Annotated in this window: 22 protein-coding genes, 4 tRNA genes, 2 rRNA genes and 1 riboswitch; of the genes, 21 read left to right on the top strand and 7 right to left on the bottom strand. The window is 43.7% G+C overall.

Features of this window, described 5'->3' with window-relative positions; translation table 11 throughout:
* The first annotated feature begins 126 nt into the window (after positions 1 to 126).
* Entirely contained in the window at positions 127 to 2,496 is a 2,370-nt protein-coding gene (locus tag EUBC25_RS04250; protein ID WP_230107546.1) for a ribonucleoside triphosphate reductase, read from the top strand.
* Between the two features lie 91 nt (positions 2,497 to 2,587).
* Here EUBC25_RS04250 and EUBC25_RS04245 read toward each other — a convergent pair whose 3' ends face one another.
* Both EUBC25_RS04245 and EUBC25_RS04240 read right to left on the bottom strand, forming a co-directional pair.
* Complete coding sequence (locus tag EUBC25_RS04245; RefSeq protein ID WP_230106961.1) at positions 2,588 to 3,052, bottom strand: GNAT family N-acetyltransferase; 465 nt, start codon at positions 3,050 to 3,052, stop codon at positions 2,588 to 2,590.
* 74 nt (positions 3,053 to 3,126) lie between these two features.
* Positions 3,127 to 3,726: a TetR/AcrR family transcriptional regulator gene (locus tag EUBC25_RS04240; RefSeq protein WP_230106960.1), complete on the bottom strand. Its 600-nt coding sequence runs from the start codon at positions 3,724 to 3,726 to the stop codon at positions 3,127 to 3,129.
* Between the two features lie 176 nt (positions 3,727 to 3,902).
* On the opposite strand from EUBC25_RS04240, the gene EUBC25_RS04235 reads away from it, so the two are divergent.
* Positions 3,903 to 6,059, top strand: coding sequence for a Tex family protein (locus tag EUBC25_RS04235; RefSeq protein WP_230106959.1), 2,157 nt, complete (start codon positions 3,903 to 3,905; stop codon positions 6,057 to 6,059).
* A 36-nt stretch (positions 6,060 to 6,095) separates the two neighbouring features.
* On the opposite strand, the gene EUBC25_RS04230 is transcribed toward EUBC25_RS04235, so the two are convergent.
* Entirely contained in the window at positions 6,096 to 6,782 is a 687-nt protein-coding gene (locus EUBC25_RS04230) for a YoaK family protein (RefSeq protein WP_230106958.1), read from the bottom strand.
* Positions 6,783 to 7,103: 321 nt separating this feature from the next.
* Between EUBC25_RS04230 and EUBC25_RS04225 the strand changes: the two genes are divergently transcribed.
* The 4 genes from EUBC25_RS04225 (at position 7,104) to EUBC25_RS04210 (ending at position 11,800) form a co-directional block, all read left to right on the top strand.
* Positions 7,104 to 7,994, top strand: coding sequence for a LysR family transcriptional regulator (locus EUBC25_RS04225; RefSeq protein WP_230106957.1), 891 nt, complete (start codon positions 7,104 to 7,106; stop codon positions 7,992 to 7,994).
* Positions 7,995 to 8,061: 67 nt separating this feature from the next.
* Positions 8,062 to 9,228, top strand: a complete 1,167-nt coding sequence (locus EUBC25_RS04220) for an alanine dehydrogenase (RefSeq protein WP_230106956.1) — start codon at positions 8,062 to 8,064, stop codon at positions 9,226 to 9,228.
* A 79-nt stretch (positions 9,229 to 9,307) separates the two neighbouring features.
* Positions 9,308 to 10,708, top strand: coding sequence for a Na+/H+ antiporter NhaC family protein (locus EUBC25_RS04215; protein WP_230106955.1), 1,401 nt, complete (start codon positions 9,308 to 9,310; stop codon positions 10,706 to 10,708).
* Between the two features lie 78 nt (positions 10,709 to 10,786).
* Positions 10,787 to 10,920, top strand: a riboswitch (FMN riboswitch).
* 247 nt (positions 10,921 to 11,167) lie between these two features.
* On the top strand, positions 11,168 to 11,800 hold the full coding sequence (locus EUBC25_RS04210; RefSeq protein ID WP_230106954.1) for an ECF transporter S component: 633 nt from the start codon (positions 11,168 to 11,170) through the stop codon (positions 11,798 to 11,800).
* Between the two features lie 54 nt (positions 11,801 to 11,854).
* Here EUBC25_RS04210 and EUBC25_RS04205 read toward each other — a convergent pair whose 3' ends face one another.
* The 3 genes from EUBC25_RS04205 to EUBC25_RS04195 are packed head-to-tail and all read right to left on the bottom strand — an operon-like array spanning position 11,855 to position 15,195.
* Positions 11,855 to 13,348, bottom strand: coding sequence for a M81 family metallopeptidase (locus EUBC25_RS04205; RefSeq protein WP_230106953.1), 1,494 nt, complete (start codon positions 13,346 to 13,348; stop codon positions 11,855 to 11,857).
* Between the two features lie 49 nt (positions 13,349 to 13,397).
* The gene (gene panF, locus EUBC25_RS04200; RefSeq protein ID WP_230106952.1) at positions 13,398 to 14,906 is read right to left on the bottom strand and encodes a sodium/pantothenate symporter; all 1,509 of its coding nucleotides are present in this window, start codon (positions 14,904 to 14,906) and stop codon (positions 13,398 to 13,400) included.
* Positions 14,899 to 15,195, bottom strand: coding sequence for a YhdT family protein (locus tag EUBC25_RS04195; protein WP_230106951.1), 297 nt, complete (start codon positions 15,193 to 15,195; stop codon positions 14,899 to 14,901). Before EUBC25_RS04195 ends, panF begins: the two co-directional genes overlap by 8 nt.
* A gap of 233 nt (positions 15,196 to 15,428) precedes the next feature.
* Between EUBC25_RS04195 and EUBC25_RS04190 the strand changes: the two genes are divergently transcribed.
* The gene (locus EUBC25_RS04190; protein WP_230106950.1) at positions 15,429 to 16,379 is read left to right on the top strand and encodes a LysR family transcriptional regulator; all 951 of its coding nucleotides are present in this window, start codon (positions 15,429 to 15,431) and stop codon (positions 16,377 to 16,379) included.
* A gap of 17 nt (positions 16,380 to 16,396) precedes the next feature.
* Here EUBC25_RS04190 and EUBC25_RS04185 read toward each other — a convergent pair whose 3' ends face one another.
* Complete coding sequence (locus EUBC25_RS04185; protein ID WP_230106949.1) at positions 16,397 to 16,762, bottom strand: VOC family protein; 366 nt, start codon at positions 16,760 to 16,762, stop codon at positions 16,397 to 16,399.
* Between the two features lie 363 nt (positions 16,763 to 17,125).
* On the opposite strand from EUBC25_RS04185, the gene EUBC25_RS04180 reads away from it, so the two are divergent.
* From EUBC25_RS04180 to EUBC25_RS04115, 14 genes are all read left to right on the top strand, one after another.
* On the top strand, positions 17,126 to 17,626 hold the full coding sequence (locus EUBC25_RS04180; RefSeq protein ID WP_230106948.1) for a YcxB family protein: 501 nt from the start codon (positions 17,126 to 17,128) through the stop codon (positions 17,624 to 17,626).
* A 21-nt stretch (positions 17,627 to 17,647) separates the two neighbouring features.
* Positions 17,648 to 18,073, top strand: coding sequence for a tRNA (adenosine(37)-N6)-threonylcarbamoyltransferase complex ATPase subunit type 1 TsaE (tsaE, locus tag EUBC25_RS04175; RefSeq protein ID WP_230106947.1), 426 nt, complete (start codon positions 17,648 to 17,650; stop codon positions 18,071 to 18,073).
* An 18-nt stretch (positions 18,074 to 18,091) separates the two neighbouring features.
* A complete protein-coding gene (gene tsaB / locus EUBC25_RS04170) occupies positions 18,092 to 18,802 on the top strand; it encodes a tRNA (adenosine(37)-N6)-threonylcarbamoyltransferase complex dimerization subunit type 1 TsaB (RefSeq protein ID WP_230106946.1) in 711 nt (236 codons plus the stop codon).
* Entirely contained in the window at positions 18,802 to 19,245 is a 444-nt protein-coding gene (gene rimI, locus EUBC25_RS04165; RefSeq protein ID WP_230106945.1) for a ribosomal protein S18-alanine N-acetyltransferase, read from the top strand. Before tsaB ends, rimI begins: the two co-directional genes overlap by 1 nt.
* A gap of 106 nt (positions 19,246 to 19,351) precedes the next feature.
* Complete coding sequence (locus EUBC25_RS04160; protein WP_230106944.1) at positions 19,352 to 19,591, top strand: hypothetical protein; 240 nt, start codon at positions 19,352 to 19,354, stop codon at positions 19,589 to 19,591.
* A gap of 1 nt (position 19,592) precedes the next feature.
* Positions 19,593 to 20,507 (top strand): ribonuclease Z, encoded by a 915-nt coding sequence (locus EUBC25_RS04155; protein ID WP_230106943.1) that lies wholly within the window; start codon positions 19,593 to 19,595, stop codon positions 20,505 to 20,507.
* A gap of 63 nt (positions 20,508 to 20,570) precedes the next feature.
* A complete protein-coding gene (tsaD, locus tag EUBC25_RS04150; protein WP_230106942.1) occupies positions 20,571 to 21,602 on the top strand; it encodes a tRNA (adenosine(37)-N6)-threonylcarbamoyltransferase complex transferase subunit TsaD in 1,032 nt (343 codons plus the stop codon).
* Between the two features lie 26 nt (positions 21,603 to 21,628).
* Positions 21,629 to 22,360: a 2-C-methyl-D-erythritol 4-phosphate cytidylyltransferase gene (gene ispD / locus EUBC25_RS04145; protein WP_230106941.1), complete on the top strand. Its 732-nt coding sequence runs from the start codon at positions 21,629 to 21,631 to the stop codon at positions 22,358 to 22,360.
* A gap of 123 nt (positions 22,361 to 22,483) precedes the next feature.
* Positions 22,484 to 22,569: transfer RNA gene (locus EUBC25_RS04140), tRNA-Ser, on the top strand.
* A gap of 28 nt (positions 22,570 to 22,597) precedes the next feature.
* Positions 22,598 to 22,687, top strand: a tRNA-Ser gene (locus tag EUBC25_RS04135).
* 292 nt (positions 22,688 to 22,979) lie between these two features.
* Positions 22,980 to 24,514: ribosomal RNA gene (locus EUBC25_RS04130) — 16S ribosomal RNA — on the top strand.
* 70 nt (positions 24,515 to 24,584) lie between these two features.
* Positions 24,585 to 24,702, top strand: a 5S ribosomal RNA gene (gene rrf / locus EUBC25_RS04125).
* 40 nt (positions 24,703 to 24,742) lie between these two features.
* Positions 24,743 to 24,816, top strand: a tRNA-Ile gene (locus EUBC25_RS04120).
* Positions 24,817 to 24,865: 49 nt separating this feature from the next.
* Positions 24,866 to 24,938, top strand: a tRNA-Ala gene (locus tag EUBC25_RS04115).
* The last annotated feature ends 140 nt before the right edge of the window (positions 24,939 to 25,078 follow it).

The following is a 25,078-nucleotide window of genomic DNA, read 5'->3' as shown; positions in this document are numbered from 1 at the left end:
ACAACATGTTGTGAAGAAGACGAAAAGTGTGCACAACATGTTGTTATTTTATATTGACTCTTACGGAGATAAGGTGGTATGATAAAAGAACCAGCACAAAAGAAAAATAAAAGGGGAGGTCATTTCATGTATCAGGTAGTAAAAAGAGACGGACAGATCGCGGAATTTGATATTGCCAAGATCAGTATCGCCATCACAAAAGCGTTTGAAGCACAGAACAGGCAGTATCATCCGTCCATCATAGATATGCTGTCGCTGAAGGTGACGGCGGACTTTGAGCCGAAGATCAAAAAGGATCTGATCCAGGTAGAGGACATTCAGGACAGTGTAGAGCAGGTGCTTGTCCAGGCAGGTTACGGCGATGTGGCAAAAGGATATATCCTGTATCGTAAAAATCGGGAAAAAATCCGTAATCTCAAATCGACCATGTTGGATTATAAGGAAATTGTTGATAATTATGTTAATGTTTCCGACTGGCGTGTGAAAGAAAATTCTACAGTAACTTATTCTGTGGGAGGTCTGATCTTAAGCAATTCGGGAGCGATCACGGCAAATTACTGGCTGTCGGAAATCTATGATGAGGAGATCGGGCAGGCTCACAGAAATGCGGATATTCATCTTCATGACCTTTCCATGCTGACCGGATACTGTGCAGGATGGTCGCTGAAGCAGCTGATCCAGGAAGGGTTGGGAGGAATACCGGGAAAAATCTCCTCTTCTCCTGCAAAGCATTTGAGCGTTCTTTGCAACCAGATGGTAAACTTCCTGGGAATCATGCAGAATGAATGGGCCGGCGCGCAGGCATTCTCTTCTTTCGATACTTATCTGGCACCGTTTGTCAAAGTAGATAATTTAAGCTATGACAGTGTGAAAAAGTGTATAGAATCGTTTATTTACGGAGTAAATACGCCGTCCAGATGGGGTACGCAGGCACCGTTTTCCAATATTACTCTGGACTGGACTGTTCCGAATGACCTTGCCAATCTTCCGGCGATTGTGGGCGGCAAGGACATGGATTTTACATACGGAGACTGTAAGAAAGAGATGGATATGATCAATAAGGCGTTCATTGAGATCATGATCGAGGGAGATGCTCACGGACGCGGATTCCAGTATCCGATCCCGACTTACTCCATCACCAGTGATTTTGACTGGTCTGATACGGAAAATAACCGTCTTCTCTTTGAGATGACAGCAAAATACGGAACACCATACTTCTCTAACTACATTAACAGTGATATGGAGCCGAGCGATGTAAGAAGCATGTGCTGCCGTCTGCGTCTTGATCTTCGTGAGCTTCGCAAGAAGTCAGGCGGATTTTTCGGAAGCGGAGAAAGTACAGGATCCATTGGAGTTGTGACCATCAACATGCCAAGGATCGCTTACCAGTCCGAAAACGAAGAAGAGTTTATGAGCCGTCTGGACCGGCTGATGGATATTTCTGCCCGCTCTTTGCATGTAAAGAGACAGGTTATTACCCAGCTTCTGGAAGGCGGACTGTATCCGTATACAAAACGTTATCTTGGAACATTTGACAATCATTTCTCCACGATCGGACTTGTGGGAATGAATGAAGCCGGACTCAACGCAAAATGGATCGGCAAGGACATGACTCATAAGGAAACACAGGAATTTTCAAAGAGAGTTCTTAATCATATGAGAGAAAGACTGTCAGGATATCAGGAAGAATACGGCGATCTTTATAATCTGGAAGCAACACCGGCAGAGTCAACCGCTTACCGGTTTGCGAAACATGATGTGGAGCAGTTCCCGGATATCATTACAGCGGCAGAGGACTGCGGCACGCCATATTACACCAACAGTTCTCATCTGCCTGTGGGATATACAGAAGATATTTTTGACGCTCTGGACATTCAGGATGATCTGCAGACACTGTACACATCAGGAACCGTGTTCCATGCGTTCCTGGGAGAGAAGCTTCCTTCCTGGAAGTCAGCCGCTTCTCTGGTACGTAAGATAGCAGAAAATTACAAACTGCCTTATTATACAATGTCACCGACTTACTCTATCTGTAAGGATCACGGTTATATTTCGGGCGAGCACTATACTTGTCCGGAGTGCGGCAATGTAACAGAAGTTTACAGCCGTATTACAGGATACTACCGTCCGGTTCAGAACTGGAATGACGGAAAGGCACAGGAATTTAAGGATCGTAAAGTATATGACTTGAGTCATTCTCACTTCCATGTAAAATCCAAGGCAGGAGAAAAGATCGATGAGGTCATGAAGGCAGAGGCGGATGCACCGAGAAAGCTTCTGTTTACAACAAAGACCTGTCCTAACTGCAAGATAGCCAAGAATGCACTGGAAGAGGCCCATGTGGATTATGAGGTGATCGATGCGGAGGAAAATAAAGATCTGGCAAAGAAATATGGGATTATGTCTGCGCCGACCCTTGTGCTTGTAGGAAAAGACGGTGTGCAGAAGCTTACAAACGCATCCAATATTAAGAAATATACGGAAGAAAACGAATAGATTGACGTTTCGTATGGAAGTGTAAAAAGCGCCCGGCTATGAAAAGTAGCCGGGCGTATTCGTTTTATACAATTTTTTAAAATTTCTGCCATCAGGATAACTTATCCTTGATCATCTGATAATAGGGCAGTTCTTCATACCCGAGCCGCTCATACAGAGAAATTGCTCTGGTGTTCTCGTGGGTTACTTCCAGACGGATACGCCGTGCCTGCGGATATTCTTTTTCCAGCCACTGAAAAACTTCAGTGCCGTATCCCTTTCCCCTGGCATTACTTTTGAAAAAAAGTTCATCAAACCATACCTGGATGCCGCCTGCTTCGTTGTTCCAGGTGATAGCCAGATTAGCATATCCGGTAATCCTTTCTGCCGACGACTGATCTGTCTCTTCCAGAACAAGGATCCTTGCGAGAGGACTTTTCTCTATTGCCGCTGTGATGGTCCGGTGAAAATTTTCTTCAGGGACTGTGTGAAGGCAGGCAGGACTTCCGTAAAATTCTTTCATCATTGCGACAACTTCTTCCCTGTCAGCCTCGGTAATGTCTCTGATCATCAGCATTGATAAACCCTCCTTTTGCTTTGTGGGTTCATCATATCATGAGAAGCAAAGGAAAGCAACCTGTATAACCCCATCTACATAAGCCCATCGAGATAAGTTGTCAGAAGACGCCGTATATTTCCCTCAAAATCAGCATCTCCATTCTTCAGGCACCACTCGAATACATTGCCGATCACGATAATACGGATATCCGTGGTGACTTCCTCCAGAGGATGCTTTAAGTGGAGGATACCAGCGTCGATCGCCCTCTGCAGATAGTGCTGGACAGTAACGATAGGATAGGGACGCTCTGTTCGGATATCAGGATTTAAAGACTGATTTTTTGGTGTGTAATAGTTTGATACAAAATCAAGGCCAAGCTCGCGGCAATAGTGGGCATAATTTAAATAGACATGGATAATGGCTGTCTTGGCTTCTTCGGCGTTGGCAGGAAGCTCAAGACAATCGGGATCGATACTTGGCTGTTCTTCAATATAATAAGATAAAAGATCATCCTTTGTTTTAAAATGGTGATAGAAACTACCGTTGGAAACTCCTGCTTCTTCACATATATTTTTTATAGACAAGCCTTCATATCCCTTTTTTCTAAGGATTGTTTTGGCAGCCTGAAAGATCCGGTCTTTTGTTTCTTTTGATTTTAACTGCTGTTTGGATAACTCCTCTGTTTTTACCATAGCGATACATCCCCTTTATCTGTTTATAAAAGCGATTATACCATATTTCCATAGGGGCTTCAAGAAAACAGAGTGAACTCGGTATTTTCCTTTGATGATTCCTTTCATTGCATAACCGGATGTTTTCCAGTATAATAATCCTGCAGATAAGCACCACAAAGAAAGGATTGTAACATATGGATATTAATCAGAGAATTACGGAGGAATTGGGAGTAAAAAGATGGCAGGTAGATGCAGCCATCAAGCTGATTGATGAAGGCAATACCATTCCGTTTATCGCAAGATACAGAAAAGAAGCAACTGGGACGCTGGATGATGAACAGCTTCGCCGGCTGCACGAAAGGCTGCAGTACCTTAGGGGATTGGAAGAGAAAAAGGAGCAGGTGCTCTCCAGTATTGAGGAACAGGGAAAACTGACGGAAGAACTGAAAAAGCAGATTCTTGAGGCAGAGACAATGGTGGTGGTAGAGGATTTATATCGTCCTTACCGCCCTAAGAGAAGGACAAGGGCAACCATTGCCAAAGAAAAAGGCCTGGAAGGCCTGGCTGCCCTTATTACACTTCAGAATCTGAATATGTCTCTTGAGGAGGCAGCGCAGGAATATGTAAATCCGGAAAAGGAAGTAAAGAATGCAGAGGAAGCTATTGCCGGAGCAAAGGATATTATTGCGGAAAATATTTCGGACGAAGCAGATTTCAGAAGTCATATCCGTAAGATCACCATGCAGAAAGGGAAGCTGATTTCCAAGGCAAAGGACGAAAATGCGCAGTCTGTATATGAAATGTATTATGATTTTGAGGAACCTGTAACAAGACTTGCGGGACACCGGATTCTGGCTTTGAACCGGGGAGAAAAAGAAAAATACATTACGGTTAAGATTGAGGCTCCGGAGGAAGATATTCTGCGCTACCTTGAGAAAAAGGTGATCCATAAACAGAATCCAAATACTTCTCCGGCTCTGAAAGAAGCGGTCGATGACAGCTATAAAAGGCTGATCGCGCCTGCCATCGAGCGGGAGATCAGGAACAGCCTGACGGAAAAGGCAGAGGACGGAGCTATCAGTGTATTTGGAAAAAATCTGGAGCAGCTTCTTATGCAGCCGCCGATTACCGGACAGACTGTTCTGGGATGGGATCCGGCCTTTCGGACAGGATGTAAGCTGGCAGTGGTAGACCCGACAGGAAAAGTGATCGGAACAACAGTAATTTATCCTACAGCGCCCACCACTCCACAGAAGATCCAGGCATCCAAAGATCTTCTGAAAAAGATCATACCAAAGTATAATATTACGTTGATTTCCCTTGGAAACGGAACGGCGTCCAGGGAATCGGAGATGTTTATTGTGGAACTTTTAAAAGAAATTCCGCAGAAAGTACAGTATGTGATCGTCAGTGAAGCGGGGGCATCTGTGTACTCCGCAAGTAAGCTTGCGTCGGAAGAGTTCCCGAAATTTGACGTTGGTCAAAGAAGCGCCGCTTCTATTGCAAGGCGACTGCAGGATCCTCTGGCAGAACTGGTGAAAATAGATCCTAAGTCCATAGGAGTAGGGCAGTACCAGCATGATATGAACCAGAAAAAATTAAGCGATACGCTGTCCGGAGTTGTGGAAGACTGTGTCAATAAGGTAGGGGTAGATCTCAATACTGCATCTGCGCCGCTTCTTTCCTATATTTCCGGTATCAGTACAGCGATTGCAAAAAATATTGTTGCCTATCGGGAAGAAAATGGAGAATTTACTGACAGAAAGCAGCTCTTGAAAGTAGCAAAACTGGGTCCAAAGGCCTATGAACAGTGTGCAGGATTTATGAGGATCGCAGGCGGCGATAATCCGCTGGATGCAACCAGCGTTCATCCGGAATCCTATGAGGCGGCGAAAAAACTCCTGGAAAAACAGGGATTTACGCTGGAAGATGTTGCAAAAGGACGGTTAGCAGGCTTGTCTCTTACCATTAAAGATTATAAAAAGTTGTCAGAAGAGCTTGGAATCGGTGATATTACATTGCGGGATATTGTAAAAGAACTGGAAAAGCCCGGACGTGATCCGAGAGAAGAGATGCCCAAGCCAATCCTTCGCACCGATGTGCTGGAAATGAAAGACTTAAAAGAAGGTATGATTCTCAAAGGAACAGTAAGAAATGTAATTGATTTTGGAGTTTTTGTGGACATCGGAGTTCATCAGGACGGACTGGTGCATATTTCAGAGATCACAGATAAGAAGTTTATTAAACACCCGCTGGAAGCAGTGAGTGTGGGAGATATCGTAGATGTGAAGGTCATGAGTGTGGATCTGAAAAGAAAACGGATCCAGCTTACCATGAAAGGGATTTCCTAGATATTCTTTCTTGGATACAGAACTTGAAATCAGGTTTCAGGTTCTGTTTTTTTGCACAAAAGTTTGAAAATCGCCAGTGAAGAAACATCCGTTGTCAATGCAGACAAAAGGAACTGCCGCAATAGCGGCGGGAATCACAAACCAGATACTGTGAGTTCCCCAGACCACACACAGAATATAAGAAACGGCAACTCCCAGATGATAAGAAAGAAGTGTACAGCCAAAGAATCTTGCTTTCAGACAGAAAGAAGAATCCCTGTTAAAAATAATTTCTGTTACAGCAGTAGTAAACTGCCGAAGGTTGTTAGTGGAAAAAATGGTAGAGCTTGTGAATCCATAAGCGCCTTTAAAGCTTCCCCACTGGAATGCGGTGGCGAAGAAAAACGGATAGAGGGCCAGTACCGGATCCATCCCGGCAGGAAGGAAACCAACCACAAAGGCAGCTGCACCGTCCAGAAGTACACTTGCAAGCGGGAGGCTGATGCGGGAATGTTTGGGGAGGTAGGCAGTCAGGCCAAGAGCCAGAATATAGACTGCCACGCCGCCCAGACGGATAAGGGCGCTGCTGAAATTATGACCGAGAAGATTAGTAATCAGATAAATCATGTTTGCAGTCTGTGCATTGCCGAAAAAATCACAAAAATTTAAAATGGAGTATACACCGAAAAAGCCGCCGATAAATGACATCAGATAATGAATAGGAGCTTCATACTTTTTTTCCATGATAATTAACCTCAAATTTTATAATAGTAAGTAATATGACAGCTCGGCTCCAAGAGGCCTCGCTCACGGGCATTCGCCCTGTGAAGATACAGAGAGCTCAATGAGCCGTGGCAGCTCGGCCCCAAGAGGCCTCGCTCACGGGCGTTCGCCCTATAGAAATACAAGACACCAAAAGTCCCTGCAAGCGGGCCTTTTGATTTCTTGTATTTCTGCACGGCTCATTGCCTGCGTGCACATTATATCATATTGTAATTCTATATAAAAATACATATAATATATAAATAACCATATCAAAAAAGTATAGATAATGAGGTGCGGAAAATGGATATAAAATCATTGAGGTATTTTCTGGCAGTAACAGAAGAAGGGAATATTACGAAAGCGGCGAAAAGGCTGTGTATTGCCCAGCCCCCTTTAAGCCGGCAGCTCCAGCTTCTGGAGGAGGAATTGGGAGTTGTTCTTTTTCAGAGAGGAAAAAGGAGGATCCAGCTGACGGAAGAAGGCTATTATTTAAAGAGGCAGGCGGAGGAGATCCTGGCACTTGTGGAAAAGACAAGAAGTCAGCTGGGACAAATGGGAAACAGTTTGTGCGGGCAGGTGTCGATCGGGGTAGTGGAGACATGCGGGGGAAGTATTCTTCCTGATTTGGCGGAAGGATTTCACAGTCAGTACCCGGATGTCTCTTTTCAGATCTGGTCAGGCAATGGAGATGAAGTTACAGATAAACTGAACCGCAGCCTTGTGGATATGGCCATTTTAAGAGAACCTTTCTATATAGAACAATGTGAAAGCATATTCCTTAGGCAGGAACCGTGGGTTGCTGTCATGAGCAGGGATCACCCTCTTGCAGGAGGAGCGGACGAAATTGAATTGTCTGCCCTGGGACAGGAACCTTTGATGATTTCTGTGCGTCCTTCTCTTCAGGACGAGATTCTCAATTGGTTTAACGAAATATCTGAAGAGAGAAAGATCTTCTGCTATTATAATTCGGTAGCCTCTGTGATTCCCATGGTGGAACATGGTACCGGAATCGCTATCAGTCCGGAGTCGGTAAAGAGTTTTACAAGCGGACGAAATCTGGTTTATAAAAAAATTATACATCCTCAGCATGACTCCAGACTTTATCTTGTACGTCGCCGCTATCAGCTGCCACCGGCGGCAGCAGGGGCATTCTGGGATTATACGAAGAAAAAATATTGCGATAAAGATTAAAAAAAGGTATAATAAATCGTTATGCGTATTCATAACATAAGAATATTTATGCAAAGAAGGTAAAAAAATGAAGGTAGGAATTTTAAAGGACATTAAAGTAGGAGAGAACCGAGTGATTGCTACTCCTGTTGAAATTTCCAGTCTGACTGCAGATGGCCATGAGGTCCTTGTGCAAAAAGGAGCAGGAGCAAGGGCGGGATTTCCGGATGAAAAGTATGCTCTGGCAGGAGCAAAACTTGTAGATACGGCAAAAGAGATTTATGATACCTGCGATTTTGTTGCGAAAGTAAAAGAATTTGAGCCGTCAGAATATGACATGCTCCGTGAGGATCAGATTGTGTTCACCTGTATCCATCCGGCAGCTCATCCGGAAGAAGTACAGGCGCTTCTGGACAAAAAGGTGATCGCATTTACAGCTGAGGACAGCCACAGATATGGTTCTCCCAACTGTGAAGCAGCGGGAAAACAGGGAGCCTTAATGGGGCTGGAATCTATGCTTACGATCAATGGCGGAAAAGGAAAATTTGTCAGCGGACTGGGGGCCGCTCCGGGAATGAAGGTATTGATCCTTGGAGGGGGAACAGTGGGACAGGCAGCGCTGTCAGTTCTGCATGCTCTTGGAGCGTGGGTCACAGTGGCAGATATCAATATCGGACTTTTGCGGACTTTGCAGAGTCAGTATAACCAGACCATCAACACGATGATCTCCAGCAGGGAAAATATTGCCGCTGTTCTTCCGGAAACAGATATGATATTGAATTGTGTAAAGTGGCCAAAAGGGAATATGGAATATCTGGTGACGAGAGAGATGATAAGAACTATGGAGCCAGGATCAGTTCTTGTAGATATCAGTAACGATGAACAGGGAGCGATTGAGACGTTTCACGAGACAACTCATGAGAACCCAAGATATGTGGAGGAAGGAGTTGTGCACTATTGTGTAAGCAATATTCCGGGAGCTATTGCCAACTCCACATCTGTTGCTTATGCGGCGTCTGTTCTTCCGCATTTCCGCAGTATTTTAAACAATGGAGTTGCCAAGGCATGTGAGCGGGACGGATTTTTAAGAAGAAGCCTCACCACATACAAAGGTTATTTGACTCATGAAGAGACAAGCGCTCTTCAGAACCGTCCGTGGATCCGTCCGGAGGATATCCTGGGGATTGCAGACAGGCAGCTGGATCCGGCGCCTCCGGCCACAGTGACACGGTCAGAAAATTATATTAAATTATAATGATTTACAGGCGGAACGACACGGAAAGTATTCTATGGCGTTCCGCTATCTGAAGAACGAATGAGAAAGGGAAAATCAAATGGAAACAATGGGATTTATTTCAGTTATTCCGGCAATACTTGCTATCGTATTGTCTTTCATTACTAGAAACACGGTTGTGTCCCTGGCGGTGGCGTGTATCGTAGGGACACTGTGCGCGGGACAGGGAATTTTCGGCTTCCCGACTCTTTTGCAGAACAGCCTTGGAACAACAAGTTTTTCCTGGGTAATGCTGCTGAATACTTTTATAGGAATCCTGGTGGCTTACTTCCAGAAGACCGGAGCAATCCAGGGATTTTCACAGAAAGTGCATGAAAAGAATCTGAGTAGAAAAGGTGCACAGCTTATGGCTTGGATTCTTGGAATCTTTATTTACTTCAGTGATTCTTTCAGCCCGCTTTTTGTAGGATCGGTTATGAGAAGTATCACGGATAAGGCGAAGGTTTCCAGAGAAAAGCTGGCTTACATTGCGGATTCTACTTCCGCTCCGGTCAGCGTTCTTATGCCGATCACCGGCTGGGCGGCATATCTGATGGGACTTGCCCTTGGAGTGGGATGTATTGAAACCACGGAAGATGCGGCTTCCTTATTCCTGCATGCCATTCCGTTTAATTTTTATCCTATTTTCGCTGTACTCTTTGTAGGTTTGATTGCAACTGGAATCGTAAAAGACTTCGGCCCTATGAAGAAAGCAGAGAAACGTGCGGTAGAGGAAGGAAAGGTTATCCGGGATGGAGCAACGCCTCTGATTGGGAAAGAGCTGACAGAGATGCAGCCGTATCCGGGAATCCGGCAAAGAGTTTTTCTGAATTTTATTCTTCCGGTTCTTGTTATTATCAGCATTGCGCTTGGAACATATATTGCTTTTGACTCTGCAAAGACAATGGAAGCGTTTTTGTTTGTAGTTATTATTATGACGATCAGTATGATGATCCAGGGAATCCCATTTAAAGAAGTGATGAACACTCTGACTGATGGTGTAAAGGGAGCGATTCCGGCAGTTATGCTTCTTGCCCTTGCTTATGCAGTGAATGAGCTGAGCAGCGAAATGGGAACTGCAAATTATATCATTTCCCTGACGGAGAACTTCCTGACTCCACATATGCTGCCGGCTATTATTTTCTTAGTAGCATCCATTATGGCTTTTGCTACAGGATCGTCCTGGGGAACATTTGCCATCTGTATGCCGATCGCTCTTCCGCTTGCCTTCAGCTTTACAGATAATCAAATGAGTCTTTTGATCGTTGCAAGTTTTGCGGCAGTTGCAGGAGGCGGAGTTTTTGGAGATCACTGTTCACCGCTTTCGGATACGACGGTGCTTTCATCAACAGGTGCGGCATCTGATCATATTGACCATGTAAAGACACAGCTGCCGTATGCTCTTGTGTGCGGAGGTCTTGCGTTAGCGGCTTACTTCATAATTGGAATTTTCTTTATTTAAAAATCAGGAAGTTTCTTCAGCACAAAATTAAGTCTTGCAATGTCTGGAATATCGTTCTATAATAGAACACGGAAAAGAATAAATCTTCGGGGTCGGGTGAAAGTCCCAACCGGCGGTTACAGTCCGCGACCCGGAATCTGCCAGGAGCAGAGGAAGGCTGATTTGGTGAAATTCCAAAACCGACAGTAAAGTCTGGATGAGAGAAGAATTATGTAGTAGATAGAAAATAGGCAAGCAATTCTATGACTCCGATATTTTTAATATCGGAGTTTTTTATTTGTTTCGGGAAATTTTCTTTCCTGTCAAATAGAAATATTTCACAAACTTGCTCAATACGCTGCATATCTCTGTGAAGATTTTCTTTCCTGGATTTACAAAAGCGCCGGAGTGGCGCATCGGTATACAGAAGTAAAAAACTGTATACAGATACCATATTTCAACAAAAAGGAGAGAAAGAAAATGAGTACACAAGTAATGGACAACAGAACAAGAGAAAAATCAAGAGTAAAGATCCGCACGATCGCACAGATTGGAATGCTTTCGGCAATTGCAGTTGTATTAATGCTTTTTGAAATACCGCTGCCGTTCGCGCCGGCCTTCTATGAAATAGACTTCAGCGAAGTGCCTGTACTGGTTGGATGTTTTGCAATGGGACCGCTTGCGGGAGCTGTTATCGAGCTTATCAAGATTATACTTAATCTTGCTATTAACGGAACCATGACGGCAGGAGTAGGAGAGGTGGCTAACTTCCTGATCGGCTGTTCATTGGTTGTTCCGGCGGGACTTATTTATCGGAAAATGAAAACAAGAAAAGGCGCCATCATCGGAATGGTGACAGGAACGCTGTTTATGACTCTTGTAGGATGTGTGCTTAACGCCTATATACTTCTGCCGGCATACGGAGCAGCTTTTCAGATGCCGATAGAAGGACTGGTACAGATGGGAACAGCGGTCAACAGCAATATTACCAACCTCTTTACCTTTGTGGCATTTGCTGTGGCGCCGTTTAATCTTTTGAAGGGTGTTCTTGTTTCAGCGATCGTATTTGTGATTTATAAGAAAATAAGTCCGGTACTTCATATGAATCGGTAAAGTGATATATAGATGAAGCCCTCAGCTGCCAGCTGGGGGCTTCATTTATTGAGATTACATTTCTGTTTCATCCAGAGGATATATAGGATGTTTGATGTGTTTTAAAGGAAGCTGATGAAGATTACCGCTGCTGATTCCGGGTGGATCTACAGAAATGATATGATCTGCTAAGTGTTTAAAGTAGGCTTTGAAATGCTGTGCTGATTTTACAGCTACGATATTGTACTGCCGTACATCAATGCCTAAAAGAGTGAATACGCCATCATCCATAGTCTGAAATCCCTGTGAACCGACGATAATATCAATATTTCCCTTTTGCAATCGTACTGTAGTTCCGTAGTTGACGGGCTGTCCATGTGTCATAGGACTTAACAGATTATATTTTCCATCACAGATCGATTTTACATAGACATTTTCAAGTTCAATTGGTTTGCCATGATATTCATCCGTCTTCCCGCCCAGTTTAAGAGAAATATAGGAGCCTGCTCCGGCCTTAGACGCTAAAGCCGCTGTTTCAGGATCGATTAATACTCCAGCACAGGTTCCTGGAAGGTTTCGATTTAATAGTTCGCGAAGAAGGTATGTTCCGTCACCAGGAGTTCCGGCGCCCGGATTGTCGGAGATTTCATTCATGACAATGAGTTTCGCTCCTTTGTTAATAAGTTCCTGTGCTTTGTCTACACCTTGCTGTACAGTCAGTCCATCAGAGATAAAATCTTTCCGGCGCTGGAAAATCCAATCAGCAAGTTGCTGTGATAAAGTTTCTGCAAGTTCCGTATCTCCATCCGTAATTACTACAACGGAAGCACCGCATTCCTCTATGTCGCTGTAAGGGAAACCTTGGGCGAAAGAACAATAGAGGACTCCGGGTGTATTTTCACATTCCAGACATTTTTTCAAAACTTCTTCCATAGGAAATTCTTCCGTACATCCTTTGTTTAATGGAATCAATAGAGGCAGTTTTTTCACTTTCATTACAGGATTAATATCTCCTGTCAATATCTGTTGCATTAGGCAGGAGGCTTTTTGTCCGGTTTCATAAGTGTCAGTATGAGGATATAATTTGGAAGGAAGCAGTAAATCGGCGTTTTGAATCATTTTAGAGGTTATGTTGGCGTGTGGATCCAATGTCACTATAATTGGCAAGTTGCTGCCATATCGATGCCGGATTTCTTCCAAAAGATTTCCTTCTACATCCGGATCTGCCTCAGAAACACCAGCACCATGGAGAGCCAGGCAAAAGCCGTCAATTGGAACAGATTCATCTATATTAGAGAAGAATTTTTGTTTTAATGTGTCAAAACATTTAGCAGATATTTTCCCGGAGGGAGAAGCAAAGGTACAGAAGCAAGGGGAAATATCCAATTGAAGTTCTTGGCCTTTTTCCATGATTCCAGTCAAAAAGTCTCTCATTCCAATTGTAGAAAGATCAAAAACATTTTTGCCTTCGAACCAGATAAGAGTTTGGCGAAAATTTGATTCTAATGTAGGAGTTCTGGAAAGAGAACTACTTTCATGCATAATTTGCCCAACGATAATGCGTTTCATATTTTTTAGTTACCTCCTTAAAATTTAATCCAACCAGAAATTGGCTTGTTCAATATTTTTCTGGGAAAAAGATTTTTCCTGTTTCGTCATCTATTGGTTTTCCAAATTTATTTCCAATTATAAAGCATATAAAAGCAACGGTAATGCCAATGACAATATTGTGAAAAGAACCAATTTTGATATTTAGAGCCATGGTAATGGAGTAGGCGCCTAAGCCTCCTATTACACTTGCTAATGCGCCTGTTTTATTGGCAGATTTCCAAAATAAACCAAACAGCATAGTCCAGAAAAATACAGTCTGTAATCCACCAAAAGCAAACATATTAATCCACAAAATTAAGTCTGGTGGATTGACAGAGATTATGATTGACAATATTCCCATAATTGCTGTTACAGCAATAGAAATTTTTGCGACTAGTTTTTCATTGGCTTTTTCCTTTCTTACTGTTTTATAGTGTAAATACATATCTTTTACAATTGCGGAGGAGCCTGCAATTAGAAGAGAAGAAACTGTGGACATGGCTGCTGCTAAAGGGCCAATGACTGCTACGCCTCCAAGAACAGGAAGCATGTAATTTACAATTACGATTGGAATAACAGTATCCGTTGTTCCATCAATGGTAGTAAAAAGTCCGCGAGACCATGTTCCGATTAAGTGAATACCAATCATCATGATTCCAACTACTACAGTTCCGTACATCATTGCTTTATGGACAGATTTTGTATCTTTATATCCAAGGCATCTTACTTGGGACTGTGGAAGGCCGATTGTAGTAAAACCGCATAGGAGCCATTGAGATAGAAAGAGTTGAAATGGAATTTGTCCACTGGCTCGCGGATCTAGAAGATTTACCCCTTCGCCAGATGCGACAGCTTTTGCAGATTCAGCAGATATATTTGCCATAATAGAATCTAGACCACCACCTCGTTGAATTACTGCAATACCTAGAAAAATTGTTCCTGCAACCATGACGATAGCGCAGGCTGTATCTGTGATAGCTACAGCTGTAAATCCGCCAATTGTAGTGTAAATGACAACCACAAGTGCAAAAATAAATAATCCTATTGTATAATCAAATCCTGTACACGCTGCAAAGAGCTGTGCCCCTCCTATAAACTGACTTACCATTTGTGTAGTAAAAAATATAAGAATGACAACTGCACAAATATTTGCTAAAATATCAGATTTAAAACGTGCTCTTAAAACATCAATTACAGTTACGGCATCTGTTTTACGACCTACTACAGCCATTTTTTTGCCTAGTATACCTAAAATAAGAAAGGCAGCTACTACATTAGACGTGGCATAATATACCCAACCAAAACCAGTTTCCCATGCTTTCCCAGCGCCACTCAAAAAAGAGCTAACAGAACCATAAGTAGCTACCAATGTCATGGCAAGAACAAAGCCACCAAGACTTCTACCGCCTATAAAATATTCCTTTGAAAAATTTTCTGCTTTTGCATCAGCGGATTTTTTTTGCACCCACACACCAATTCCCATTAATCCTACAAAAAAGATAATGACAGGAATTAATCTTAATAAAGAATCATTCATTACAATCCCCCTCATCTTCGTCAAAATCAAAGTCTTTGAAAACAAATTTTAATAGATATGCAACACCTATAATACCTGTGAACCAACAACCGAAACTTCCTAGTACGAACCATGCGGGCATTCCTAAAATTGTCCAAGTGTTTCCTACTAGAAGGTAAACTCCAAATCCACCTGCTAACCATACAATGAAAGAAATTGCCCCCACAATCCAAGTTGCTTTTGCTTCTTTATTCATTTGTATAAATTTTTCTTTGTAGCTAAGGTGTTCTTTTTCTTTTTTTTTCTTCATCCATTAGTTCCCTCCATTCATAACCAATCAATCATGCGCATGTCTGATTCAGTATTTTTATTTAGTGTGTTTCTGTCTGTAATTACAATACCATAAAATAAATATACAGAAGTAATATAAAAAAAAGATATAATATCTGTTTTTTTGATGGCTTAAGATAAATATTGGAGTAATCTGTTTGATTCTAGACCAAAATATTATATAATATTTTGTAAAAAGCAGGACAGGCAGGGATGAGAATGAAAATAGAACAATTAATACAGGTAGTTGAGATTGCCAAAACAAGCTCCATTACCTTTGCAGCCAAGAATTTATTTATGTCGCAGTCAAATTTAAGCACATCCATTAAAGAACTGGAAAAAGAAATGGGACGGAAAATTTTTACCAGGTCTAATAATGGTACTCAGCTTACACCTTTTGGAGAAGAGTTTTTAGAACAGGCCAGGATGGCTGTAAAGCAATTTGAATATATCAAAAATATGTCTTCTGTTCATGGGGATAAAGTAAAGGATTTTAGAGTGGCTTCTCATTATTTCCTTTTTTCAGTATATATATTTTCGGAAATATTTAATGAAAGTAAGACGAAAGATATTGCTTTTTGCCTGAAAGATTGTGCAAGGAGCGAAGTGCTTAAAGCTGTTGCGGAAAAGGAAGCAGAACTGGGGATATTAAGTGTTCCAACATTTTTAAAAGAAAAGTGTAAAGAGTGGATAGATAGTAAAAATATGGAATATCATTGTATTTCCAGAGAAAAAGTCCATATTCTTGTAGGAGAAGGCTCACCGTTCTGTAGACAGGAAATGAAACAAATTTATATGAAAGACCTTCGTGGGCATTCGTTTGTAGATTTTATTGAGACAGATGAGAGGCTGACAGATATGAAAAAAGAGTATATAGATTTACTGCGGCCTAAGCATAGAGTGTATGTATCTGATAGGGGAAGTATGATTAATTTTTTGCAGAATACAGACTGCTATCATATAGCCACGAAAAATACAAAAGCTTATCAGGAGTATGCTTTTCATGAACATATAAAGGCAATTCCGCTAGTAGACTGTCCGTTTGATTTGGAGATTGTGTGGATAAAGACAAAAGACAGCTATCTTTCAATACTGGCAAAAGAATTTTTGATAAAAGTTCAGGAAATGCTGATTTTGGAAAGTGCTGAACAAATAAAAGCATAAAAAGAAGATTGCCCTGCTTATGCAGGGCAGATCTCCAGCCAGTAACCGTCGGGATCAGAAATAAAATAAATTCCCATTGCTTCATTTTCAAAGCAGATACAGCCCATTTCTTTATGGAAGGCATGGGCTTTTTCGAAGTCATCAGTATGAAAAGCAAGATGAAATTCATTATCGCCAAGATTATAAGGTCTGTCCATATCTCTAAGCCATGTCAGCTCAAGAAGGTGGGGCGTAGTATTATCTCCCAGGTAAACCAGTTTGAAGCTTCCATCTTCGGCATTTTTTTCTTCTGTTACATGAAGTCCGAGGGCCTTTTGATAAAAATCAAGTGATTTTTCCAAGTCATATACGTTAATATTGTTGTGATAAAATGTAAAATTCATAAAATAATCCTCCTATTTGCAGCACTGTTATATTGAAGAAGATCTTCGGAACACAGACCTGGTATTTTATGAAAGTATAACATGTATAGCCGAAGAAAAAAAGATGTGGTATAATGTTCGCGTAGGCAATGAGCCGTGCAGAAATACAAGAGAGCAAAAGACCTGCTTGCGGGGACTTTTGGTATCTTGTATTTCTATAGGGCGAAAGCCCGCGAGCGAGGACCGTCAGGTGCGAGCGTGCACGGCGGCGGACTGTCGAAATCCGGTGCGCATCCGTCGAGGGCGAAAGCCCGCGAGCGAGGACCGCCAGGTGCGAGCGTGCACGGGGAAGAGAGACCTATATATAAAGAGGAGGAGATCAGTATGCCGGTAGAAGTGAAGGTTACTCTTGATGTGGAAAGTATGTCAGAATTTATGATTTATCATATTTATACAAGCAGGGTGGGAGCCTTCCTGCTTGCATTAGGCGCGCTGAATGTGGGCCTTGCAGTAGCGTTTGCCTTGCATGGTGAGGCAATGCTTACGCTTGTGTTTGCGGTGTTTGCAATATTGGTATTTTTCGGGATGCCTGCTTCTATAAAAAGCCGGGTGGCATCTATGAAGGATTCCCGGCGTATGACAGAATCTGTAACTTATGAATTTAGCGAGGAAGGAATAAAGACAACAACATCGGAGAAGACGGGAAAAGCATCCTGGGGGAAATTTCAAAAAGCGATATCCAGAAAACATATACTGATTTTGTATGACGATAAGAAAAATGCAATTATCCTCCCTATTGCGCAGCTTGGGGAAAAATATCAGCAAATTATAGATATTATCACAGCCCAAATGCCAGAAAATGCCGTGCGTATTAAAAGAAAGTAAAACAGGAGCAAAACAGAACGTATGATAATAGAATCAAAATGTGAAAAGGATACATTTGAGTTGGGGAAGAAAATCGGACGGGAAGCAGCGCCGGGGGACGTTTATACGCTTGTGGGAGACCTGGGCGTGGGGAAAACTGTTTTTACAAAAGGGGTGGCAGCAGGCCTTGGGATTTTGGAACCGGTCAGCAGTCCTACTTTTACGATTGTCCAGGTTTATGAAGAAGGCAGACTGCCGTTTTACCATTTTGATGTATACCGGATTGGCGATATAGAAGAAATGGAAGAAATTGGATTTGAGGATTATATTTACGGAGAAGGTGTAAGCCTGATTGAGTGGGCTAATCTGATTGAGGAGCTTCTCCCGGAGCGGTATACACAGATCACAATAGAGAAGGATCTGGAAAAAGGATTTGATTATAGAAAAATTACAGTGGAAAATATTTAGAAAGATAAGGAAGAAAATATGCGTATATTGGCTTTAGACAGTTCTGGACTGGTTGCATCTGTGGCAGTAGTAGAAGATGAACAGACAGTGGCAGAATATACAGTAAATTATAAAAAGACGCATTCGCAGACATTACTGCCTATGTTGGATGAAGTGGCAAAAATGATCGAATTGGATCTGAAGGAAGTAGATGCAATAGCGGTAGCAGGAGGACCGGGATCTTTTACCGGGCTTCGGATCGGCTCGGCAACAGCAAAAGGGCTGGGTCTGGCGCTTCATAAGCCGTTGGTTCATGTGCCGACCCTGGAAGGATTGGCCTATAATTTGTATGGAGTTTCCGGTTTGGTATGTCCGATCATGGATGCCAGAAGAAAGCAGGTTTATACAGGGATTTATTCTTTTGATACCGGATTTCATGTAATAAGAGATCAGATGGCAATTGCAGTAAAAGAACTTGCACAGATACTGAATGCTATGCAGGGGCCTGTTACATTTCTGGGAGATGGGGTGCCGGTGTACAAAGAAATACTGGAAGAGGAGTTGACGGTTACACATTTTTATGCTCCGGCGAATATGAACCGGCAGAGGGCTGCATCTGTAGGACTGCTCGGAATGCAATATTATAAAGAGGGGAAGGCGGAAACAGCAGCAGACCACAAGCCTGATTATCTGCGGGTATCACAGGCAGAACGTGAGCGGCAGGAAAGAAAACAGGAAGGAGGACAATAATGCTGACAATACGACGAATGAAAGAGTCTGATATTCCGGAAGTCGCCAGACTGGAGAAAGAAATCTTTCCGGATCCATGGAGTGAAGGGGCGATAAGCGAAACATTCGGGCAGGAGCAGACCCTTTTGCTGGTAGCCTATGAGGATAGAAAGCTGATAGGATATCTGATTTTGTATTTTGTCCTCGAAGAAGGAGAAATTGCAAGAATTGCAGTAATCCCTGAATGCAGACGTCAAGGGGTGGGAGCCAGAATGCTCCTGGAGTTGGAAGACTTGTGTGAAGACAATGGCATTACAAAGCTGCTTCTTGATGTGAGGGAAAGCAATGAGACGGCAATCTCATTTTATACAAGCTATGGTTTTGTTCAGGACGGAGTTCGCCGTAATTTCTATAGTGATCCACAGGAAGATGGGGTTTTGATGAGCCGCGAAATTGGAAAATGATTGTCTAAGAAGGAAGCAGTTTCCACTAGGATCTGCCGTCAAAGACAGATATAATAGAGGCGTAACAAAAGGACTAAAAGAAAAGATACCTTCAGGGAGGAATTGTATGCGCCAGTATCAGCTAAAAGAGACAAAAGAGATTCAAAAAACAATAAAAAAGATAGTTTGTAATAAATGTGGAAGGGAAATCCCCTTTGACAAAAGCGGGCCGCAGGAAGATTTTCTTTCAGTGGAAAAACGTTGGGGATATTTTTCAGATAAAGATAATCAGGTGGATTGTTTTGACCTGTGTGAAAAATGCTATGACGAGTTTGTTTCCACATTTGTTATTCCGATAGGAGAATAGAATGTTAGATGTATGTTTGCTTGGAACGGGAGGGATGATGCCCCTCCCTTATCGCTGGCTGACAGCGTTGATGGTTCGCTACAACGGCAGCAGTCTTTTGATTGACTGCGGCGAAGGGACACAGATTGCCGTGAAAGAAAAAGGTTGGAGCTTCAAACCGATTGATGTCATCTGTTTTACGCACTACCATGGAGACCACATCAGCGGACTGCCGGGACTTTTGCTGACAATGGGAAATGCAGACCGGACAGATCCGTTGACTTTGGTAGGACCCAAAGGGTTGGAAAGAGTTGTAAATTCGTTGAGAGTGATTGCGCCGGAACTTCCATTTAAACTGAAATTTATTGAGATCACGGAGCCGGAGCAGACGCTGGAAATGAACGGATACCGGCTGAAAGCATTCCGCGTGAACCATAATGTCATTTGTTACGGTTACACATTGGAAATAGACCGGGCAGGAAAATTTGATGTAGACCGTGCACAGAGTGCAGGCATCCCTAAAAAGTACTGGGGGATACTGCAAAGAGGAGAAACGATAGAGGAGGATGGAAATATCCTGACTCCGGATATGGTTCTCGGACCGGCGAGAAAAGGGCTGAAAGTGACATACTGTACAGATACGCGCCCCACAGATTCTATCCGGGTAAATGCGAGAAAATCTGATCTTTTTATATGCGAGGGAATGTACGGAGAAAAGGATAAGCTGAAAAAGGCAAAAGAATATAAACACATGACGTTTTATGAAGCCGCCCGTCTTGCAAAAGAGGCGGAGGTAAAAGAAATGTGGCTCACTCACTACAGTCCGTCGCTGAATCATCCCGAAGAATTTATGGATGAAGTCAGAGGGATTTTCCCAAACTCGATAGCGGCAAAGGATAAAAGGACGCTGGAGCTTACATTTTCAGATGATGAATAAATACAGGCGGCCGCCGGGAGATTCCGGGGTGTATTGGCATAAATCGGAGGTTAAAAGCAATAAATGAATGAAAAGAAAGACACCTTAATTCTTGCGATCGAAAGCTCCTGTGATGAGACAGCAGCGTCGGTTGTGAAAAATGGAAGAGAAATCCTTTCCAATATTATTTCTTCGCAGATTGCCCTTCACACGCTGTATGGAGGAGTAGTTCCGGAGATTGCTTCCAGAAAGCATATTGAAAAAATCAATCAGGTAATTGAGGAAGCATTAAAACAGGCCCAGGTTACCCTGGAAGATATCGATGCAGTGGGAGTGACTTACGGTCCCGGATTGGTAGGGGCTCTTCTTGTGGGAGTAGCTGAGGCGAAAGCCATTGCTTATGCGGCAAAAAAGCCTTTGGTAGGAGTGCATCATATAGAAGGACATATAGCGGCAAACTATATAGAGCATCCGGATTTGGAACCGCCGTTCCTCTGCCTTGTAGTTTCGGGAGGGCATACTCATCTTGTACATGTGGAGGATTATGGAAAATTTAAAATCATCGGGCGTACAAGGGATGACGCGGCCGGGGAAGCTTTTGACAAAGTGGCCCGCGCCATTGGTCTCGGATATCCGGGTGGACCCAAGATAGATAAGGTATCCAGAGAAGGGAATCCGGAAGCTATTGTATTTCCAAGAGCACATATAGAAGAAGCGCCTTATGATTTCAGTTTCAGTGGAGTGAAATCTGCCGTGCTGAATTATATTAACGGATGCAAAATGAAAGGCGAAGAGTACAGTCAGGCGGATATCGCAGCGTCTTTTCAGAAAGCGGTCACAGATGTGCTGGTGGGGAATGCTATGCATGCGGTGGAAGAATATGGAGACAGAAAATTTGCGATCGCCGGAGGTGTTGCATCCAACAGTGCCCTTAGAGCAGCGATGGCAGAGGCCTGCAAAGAAAAAGGCGTGGAATTTTATTATCCCTCTCCGATATACTGCACCGACAATGCAGCGATGATCGGTGTTGCAGCATATTATGAATTTATGAATGGGACAAGGCATGGGTGGGATCTGAACGCTGTGCCGAACCTGAAGCTGGGAGAAAGAGTATAGTGTTTTCCGGCCGGGAGGAAAAGGAAATGAGAGAGAGAAGATGTACCGTAATTGTGCTGGCTGGCGGTCAGGGCAAGCGGATGGGAACGAAAACCAGCAAGCAGTATCTGGATATTCTGGGAAAGCCGGTTTTATATTATTCCCTGTATGCGTTTGAACAGTCGGAAATTATTGATGACATTATTTTGGTTGTAGGAAGCGGTCAGGTGGAATATGTCAAAAATGAGTTTCTGAATAAATGGGATTTTCAGAAGATTCGCAAGGTTGTGGAAGGCGGCCGGGAGAGATATCATTCTGTGTGGGAAGGACTGAAGGCAATACGGGAGGAGAATCGGACAGAAGGAAATTATGTTTACATCCACGACAGCGCCAGACCGTTCATAACAGAAGAGATAATAAAAAGAGCGCAGCATGATGTGGAGAAGTATGGGGCCTGTGTTGTAGGAATGCCCAGCAAAGATACGATCAAAATAGCAGATGAAGAAGGGTTTGCCAGCGAAACTCCCCCAAGAGACCGAATGTGGATCGTGCAGACTCCGCAGGTTTTTGAAGCTTCTATTATTATAGAAGCCTACAGCCGCATGATGGAAAAAGAACAGATCACAGCCACAGATGATGCAATGGCAGTGGAACAGGAACTGCATCTTCCTGTGCGGATGACAGAGGGGAGTTATGAGAATATAAAGATTACGACACCGGAAGATCTGGAGATTGCAGAAGTTTTTGCCAGACGTTGTTTTGACGCTGAAAAGCAGTAACATAGGTGAGAAAAGGATAAAATAGACAAAAAGGTAAAAAAACTTAAATTTTATATTGACGCTAATTTCTTTGTGTGATAAAATAACATTCGTCGCTGATGAGCGGAAAATGATAAAAATTGTGGAGAGGTATCGAAGTGGTCATAACGAGGCGGTCTTGAAAACCGTTTGTCCGCAAGGGCGCGTGGGTTCGAATCCCACCCTCTCCGCTCATAAAGAAATAGTCTAGGACAATTTGGAGAAGTACCCAAGCTGGCCGAAGGGGCTCCCCTGGAAAGGGAGTAGGTCGTTAATAGCGGCGCGAGGGTTCAAATCCCTCCTTCTCCGTTAATATAATAGCTGAAAATTTTGAATCGGATCGGATGAAAAGAAGGTTCGAAAAAAATGAAAAAAGTGCTTGACACTACAAAGTAAAAATGCTATTATATTTGAGCTGACTCGTTGAGGCAGCAAACAGCAGAAAGCACCTTGATAACTGAACAATAGACAACGACCCTGAAAATTTCTAAGAGAAATATTCAGAACGGAAATCAGGCAGAAATCAAGAGATGGAAGCCTGGTGCCAACAGTAAATAACGGGATAGGAAAGCTAGTAGTTTTCCTGACCGAGAGAGAACTTTTTAACGAGAGTTTGATCCTGGCTCAGGATGAACGCTGGCGGCGTGCTTAACACATGCAAGTCGAGCGAAGCACCTACTTTGGATTTCTTCGGAATGACGAGGTTTGTGACTGAGCGGCGGACGGGTGAGTAACGCGTGGGCAACCTGCCTCACACAGGGGGATAACAGTTAGAAATGACTGCTAATACCGCATAAGACCACGAAACCGCATGGTTTTGAGGTAAAAACTCCGGTGGTGTGAGATGGGCCCGCGTCTGATTAGGTAGTTGGTGCGGTAACGGCGCACCAAGCCGACGATCAGTAGCCGACCTGAGAGGGTGACCGGCCACATTGGGACTGAGACACGGCCCAAACTCCTACGGGAGGCAGCAGTGGGGAATATTGCACAATGGGGGAAACCCTGATGCAGCGACGCCGCGTGAAGGATGAAGTATTTCGGTATGTAAACTTCTATCAGCAGGGAAGAAAATGACGGTACCTGACTAAGAAGCCCCGGCTAACTACGTGCCAGCAGCCGCGGTAATACGTAGGGGGCAAGCGTTATCCGGATTTACTGGGTGTAAAGGGAGCGTAGACGGCATTGCAAGTCTGGAGTGAAAACCCGGGGCTCAACCCCGGGATTGCTTTGGAAACTGTGGAGCTAGAGTACCGGAGAGGCAAGTGGAATTCCTAGTGTAGCGGTGAAATGCGTAGATATTAGGAGGAACACCAGTGGCGAAGGCGGCTTGCTGGACGGTAACTGACGTTGAGGCTCGAAAGCGTGGGGAGCAAACAGGATTAGATACCCTGGTAGTCCACGCCGTAAACGATGACTACTAGGTGTCGGTAAGCAAAGCTTATCGGTGCCGCAGCTAACGCAATAAGTAGTCCACCTGGGGAGTACGTTCGCAAGAATGAAACTCAAAGGAATTGACGGGGACCCGCACAAGCGGTGGAGCATGTGGTTTAATTCGAAGCAACGCGAAGAACCTTACCTGGCCTTGACATCCGAATGACCGGTGAGTAATGTCACCTTCCCTTCGGGGCAATCGAGACAGGTGGTGCATGGTTGTCGTCAGCTCGTGTCGTGAGATGTTGGGTTAAGTCCCGCAACGAGCGCAACCCTTACCTTCAGTAGCCAGCAAGTAAAGTTGGGGACTCTGGAGGGACTGCCAGGGACAACCTGGAGGAAGGTGGGGATGACGTCAAATCATCATGCCCCTTATGGCCAGGGCTACACACGTGCTACAATGGCGTAAACAAAGAGAGGCGAGGCTGTGAAGCGGAGCAAATCTCAAAAATAACGTCTCAGTTCGGATTGTAGTCTGCAACTCGACTACATGAAGCTGGAATCGCTAGTAATCGCGAATCAGAATGTCGCGGTGAATACGTTCCCGGGTCTTGTACACACCGCCCGTCACACCATGGGAGTTGGTAACGCCCGAAGTCAGTGACCCAACCTTTTAGGAGGGAGCTGCCGAAGGCGGGACCAGTAACTGGGGTGAAGTCGTAACAAGGTAGCCGTATCGGAAGGTGCGGCTGGATCACCTCCTTTCTAGGGAAAAGAAGTAGGGAGTTGTTGTCTATTGTTGAGTGATCAAGCTGTCAAAAGCTGATGACTTGATTCTGGTGGCGATGCGCCTGGGGGAAACACCCGTACCCATCCCGAACACGATGGTTAAGACCCGGGCGGCCGATGGTACTGCACTGGAGACGGTGTGGGAGAGTAGGTGGCCGCCAGATTAAAAAAGAAAAGAAGTGGCGGAAGCCCTTTGGAAAAGATGGGCTTATAGCTCAGCCGGTTAGAGCGCACGCCTGATAAGCGTGAGGTCGGTGGTTCGAGTCCACTTAAGCCCATTGGCGAAAGCCTTCAGATAAAAGAGGTAAAACCCACTTAAGCCCATACGGGGGATTAGCTCAGTTGGGAGAGCGCCTGCCTTGCAAGCAGGAGGTCACGAGTTCGAATCTCGTATTCTCCACTGTGCTTCAGGAATGAGGCACGATATGTACCTTGAAAACCGCATATAAGAAATAGATAAGATGAAATATCTTAACAAGACATCCGAGGTAATTGTTATGAACAGGAAACTGTTGTGATGATTACAACACTTTGAAGAAA

The sequence above is a fragment of the Claveliimonas bilis genome (genome assembly GCF_020892095.1).
Taxonomy (GTDB): Bacteria; Bacillota; Clostridia; order Lachnospirales; family Lachnospiraceae; genus Claveliimonas; species Claveliimonas bilis.
This window is presented reverse-complemented; position numbering and strand designations above follow the sequence as displayed.

Bases quoted from the DNA above. Each gene is read 5' to 3' on its own strand.
- tsaB (WP_230106946.1), top strand. From the start codon at position 18,092: ATGCGTATATTGGCTTTAGACAGTTCTGGACTGGTTGCATCTGTGGCA.
- EUBC25_RS04225 (WP_230106957.1), top strand. From the start codon at position 7,104: ATGGATATAAAATCATTGAGGTATTTTCTGGCAGTAACAGAAGAAGGG.
- EUBC25_RS04155 (WP_230106943.1), top strand. From the start codon at position 19,593: ATGTTAGATGTATGTTTGCTTGGAACGGGAGGGATGATGCCCCTCCCT.
- EUBC25_RS04240 (WP_230106960.1), bottom strand. From the start codon at position 3,726: ATGGTAAAAACAGAGGAGTTATCCAAACAGCAGTTAAAATCAAAAGAA.
- EUBC25_RS04160 (WP_230106944.1), top strand. From the start codon at position 19,352: ATGCGCCAGTATCAGCTAAAAGAGACAAAAGAGATTCAAAAAACAATA.
- tsaD (WP_230106942.1), top strand. From the start codon at position 20,571: ATGAATGAAAAGAAAGACACCTTAATTCTTGCGATCGAAAGCTCCTGT.
- EUBC25_RS04235 (WP_230106959.1), top strand. From the start codon at position 3,903: ATGGATATTAATCAGAGAATTACGGAGGAATTGGGAGTAAAAAGATGG.
- EUBC25_RS04230 (WP_230106958.1), bottom strand. From the start codon at position 6,782: ATGGAAAAAAAGTATGAAGCTCCTATTCATTATCTGATGTCATTTATC.
- EUBC25_RS04220 (WP_230106956.1), top strand. From the start codon at position 8,062: ATGAAGGTAGGAATTTTAAAGGACATTAAAGTAGGAGAGAACCGAGTG.
- EUBC25_RS04245 (WP_230106961.1), bottom strand. From the start codon at position 3,052: ATGCTGATGATCAGAGACATTACCGAGGCTGACAGGGAAGAAGTTGTC.
- panF (WP_230106952.1), bottom strand. From the start codon at position 14,906: ATGAATGATTCTTTATTAAGATTAATTCCTGTCATTATCTTTTTTGTA.
- tsaE (WP_230106947.1), top strand. From the start codon at position 17,648: ATGATAATAGAATCAAAATGTGAAAAGGATACATTTGAGTTGGGGAAG.
- EUBC25_RS04210 (WP_230106954.1), top strand. From the start codon at position 11,168: ATGAGTACACAAGTAATGGACAACAGAACAAGAGAAAAATCAAGAGTA.
- EUBC25_RS04195 (WP_230106951.1), bottom strand. From the start codon at position 15,195: ATGAAGAAAAAAAAAGAAAAAGAACACCTTAGCTACAAAGAAAAATTT.
- EUBC25_RS04250 (WP_230107546.1), top strand. From the start codon at position 127: ATGTATCAGGTAGTAAAAAGAGACGGACAGATCGCGGAATTTGATATT.
- EUBC25_RS04190 (WP_230106950.1), top strand. From the start codon at position 15,429: ATGAGAATGAAAATAGAACAATTAATACAGGTAGTTGAGATTGCCAAA.
- EUBC25_RS04180 (WP_230106948.1), top strand. From the start codon at position 17,126: ATGCCGGTAGAAGTGAAGGTTACTCTTGATGTGGAAAGTATGTCAGAA.
- EUBC25_RS04215 (WP_230106955.1), top strand. From the start codon at position 9,308: ATGGAAACAATGGGATTTATTTCAGTTATTCCGGCAATACTTGCTATC.
- ispD (WP_230106941.1), top strand. From the start codon at position 21,629: ATGAGAGAGAGAAGATGTACCGTAATTGTGCTGGCTGGCGGTCAGGGC.
- EUBC25_RS04205 (WP_230106953.1), bottom strand. From the start codon at position 13,348: ATGAAACGCATTATCGTTGGGCAAATTATGCATGAAAGTAGTTCTCTT.
- EUBC25_RS04185 (WP_230106949.1), bottom strand. From the start codon at position 16,762: ATGAATTTTACATTTTATCACAACAATATTAACGTATATGACTTGGAA.
- rimI (WP_230106945.1), top strand. From the start codon at position 18,802: ATGCTGACAATACGACGAATGAAAGAGTCTGATATTCCGGAAGTCGCC.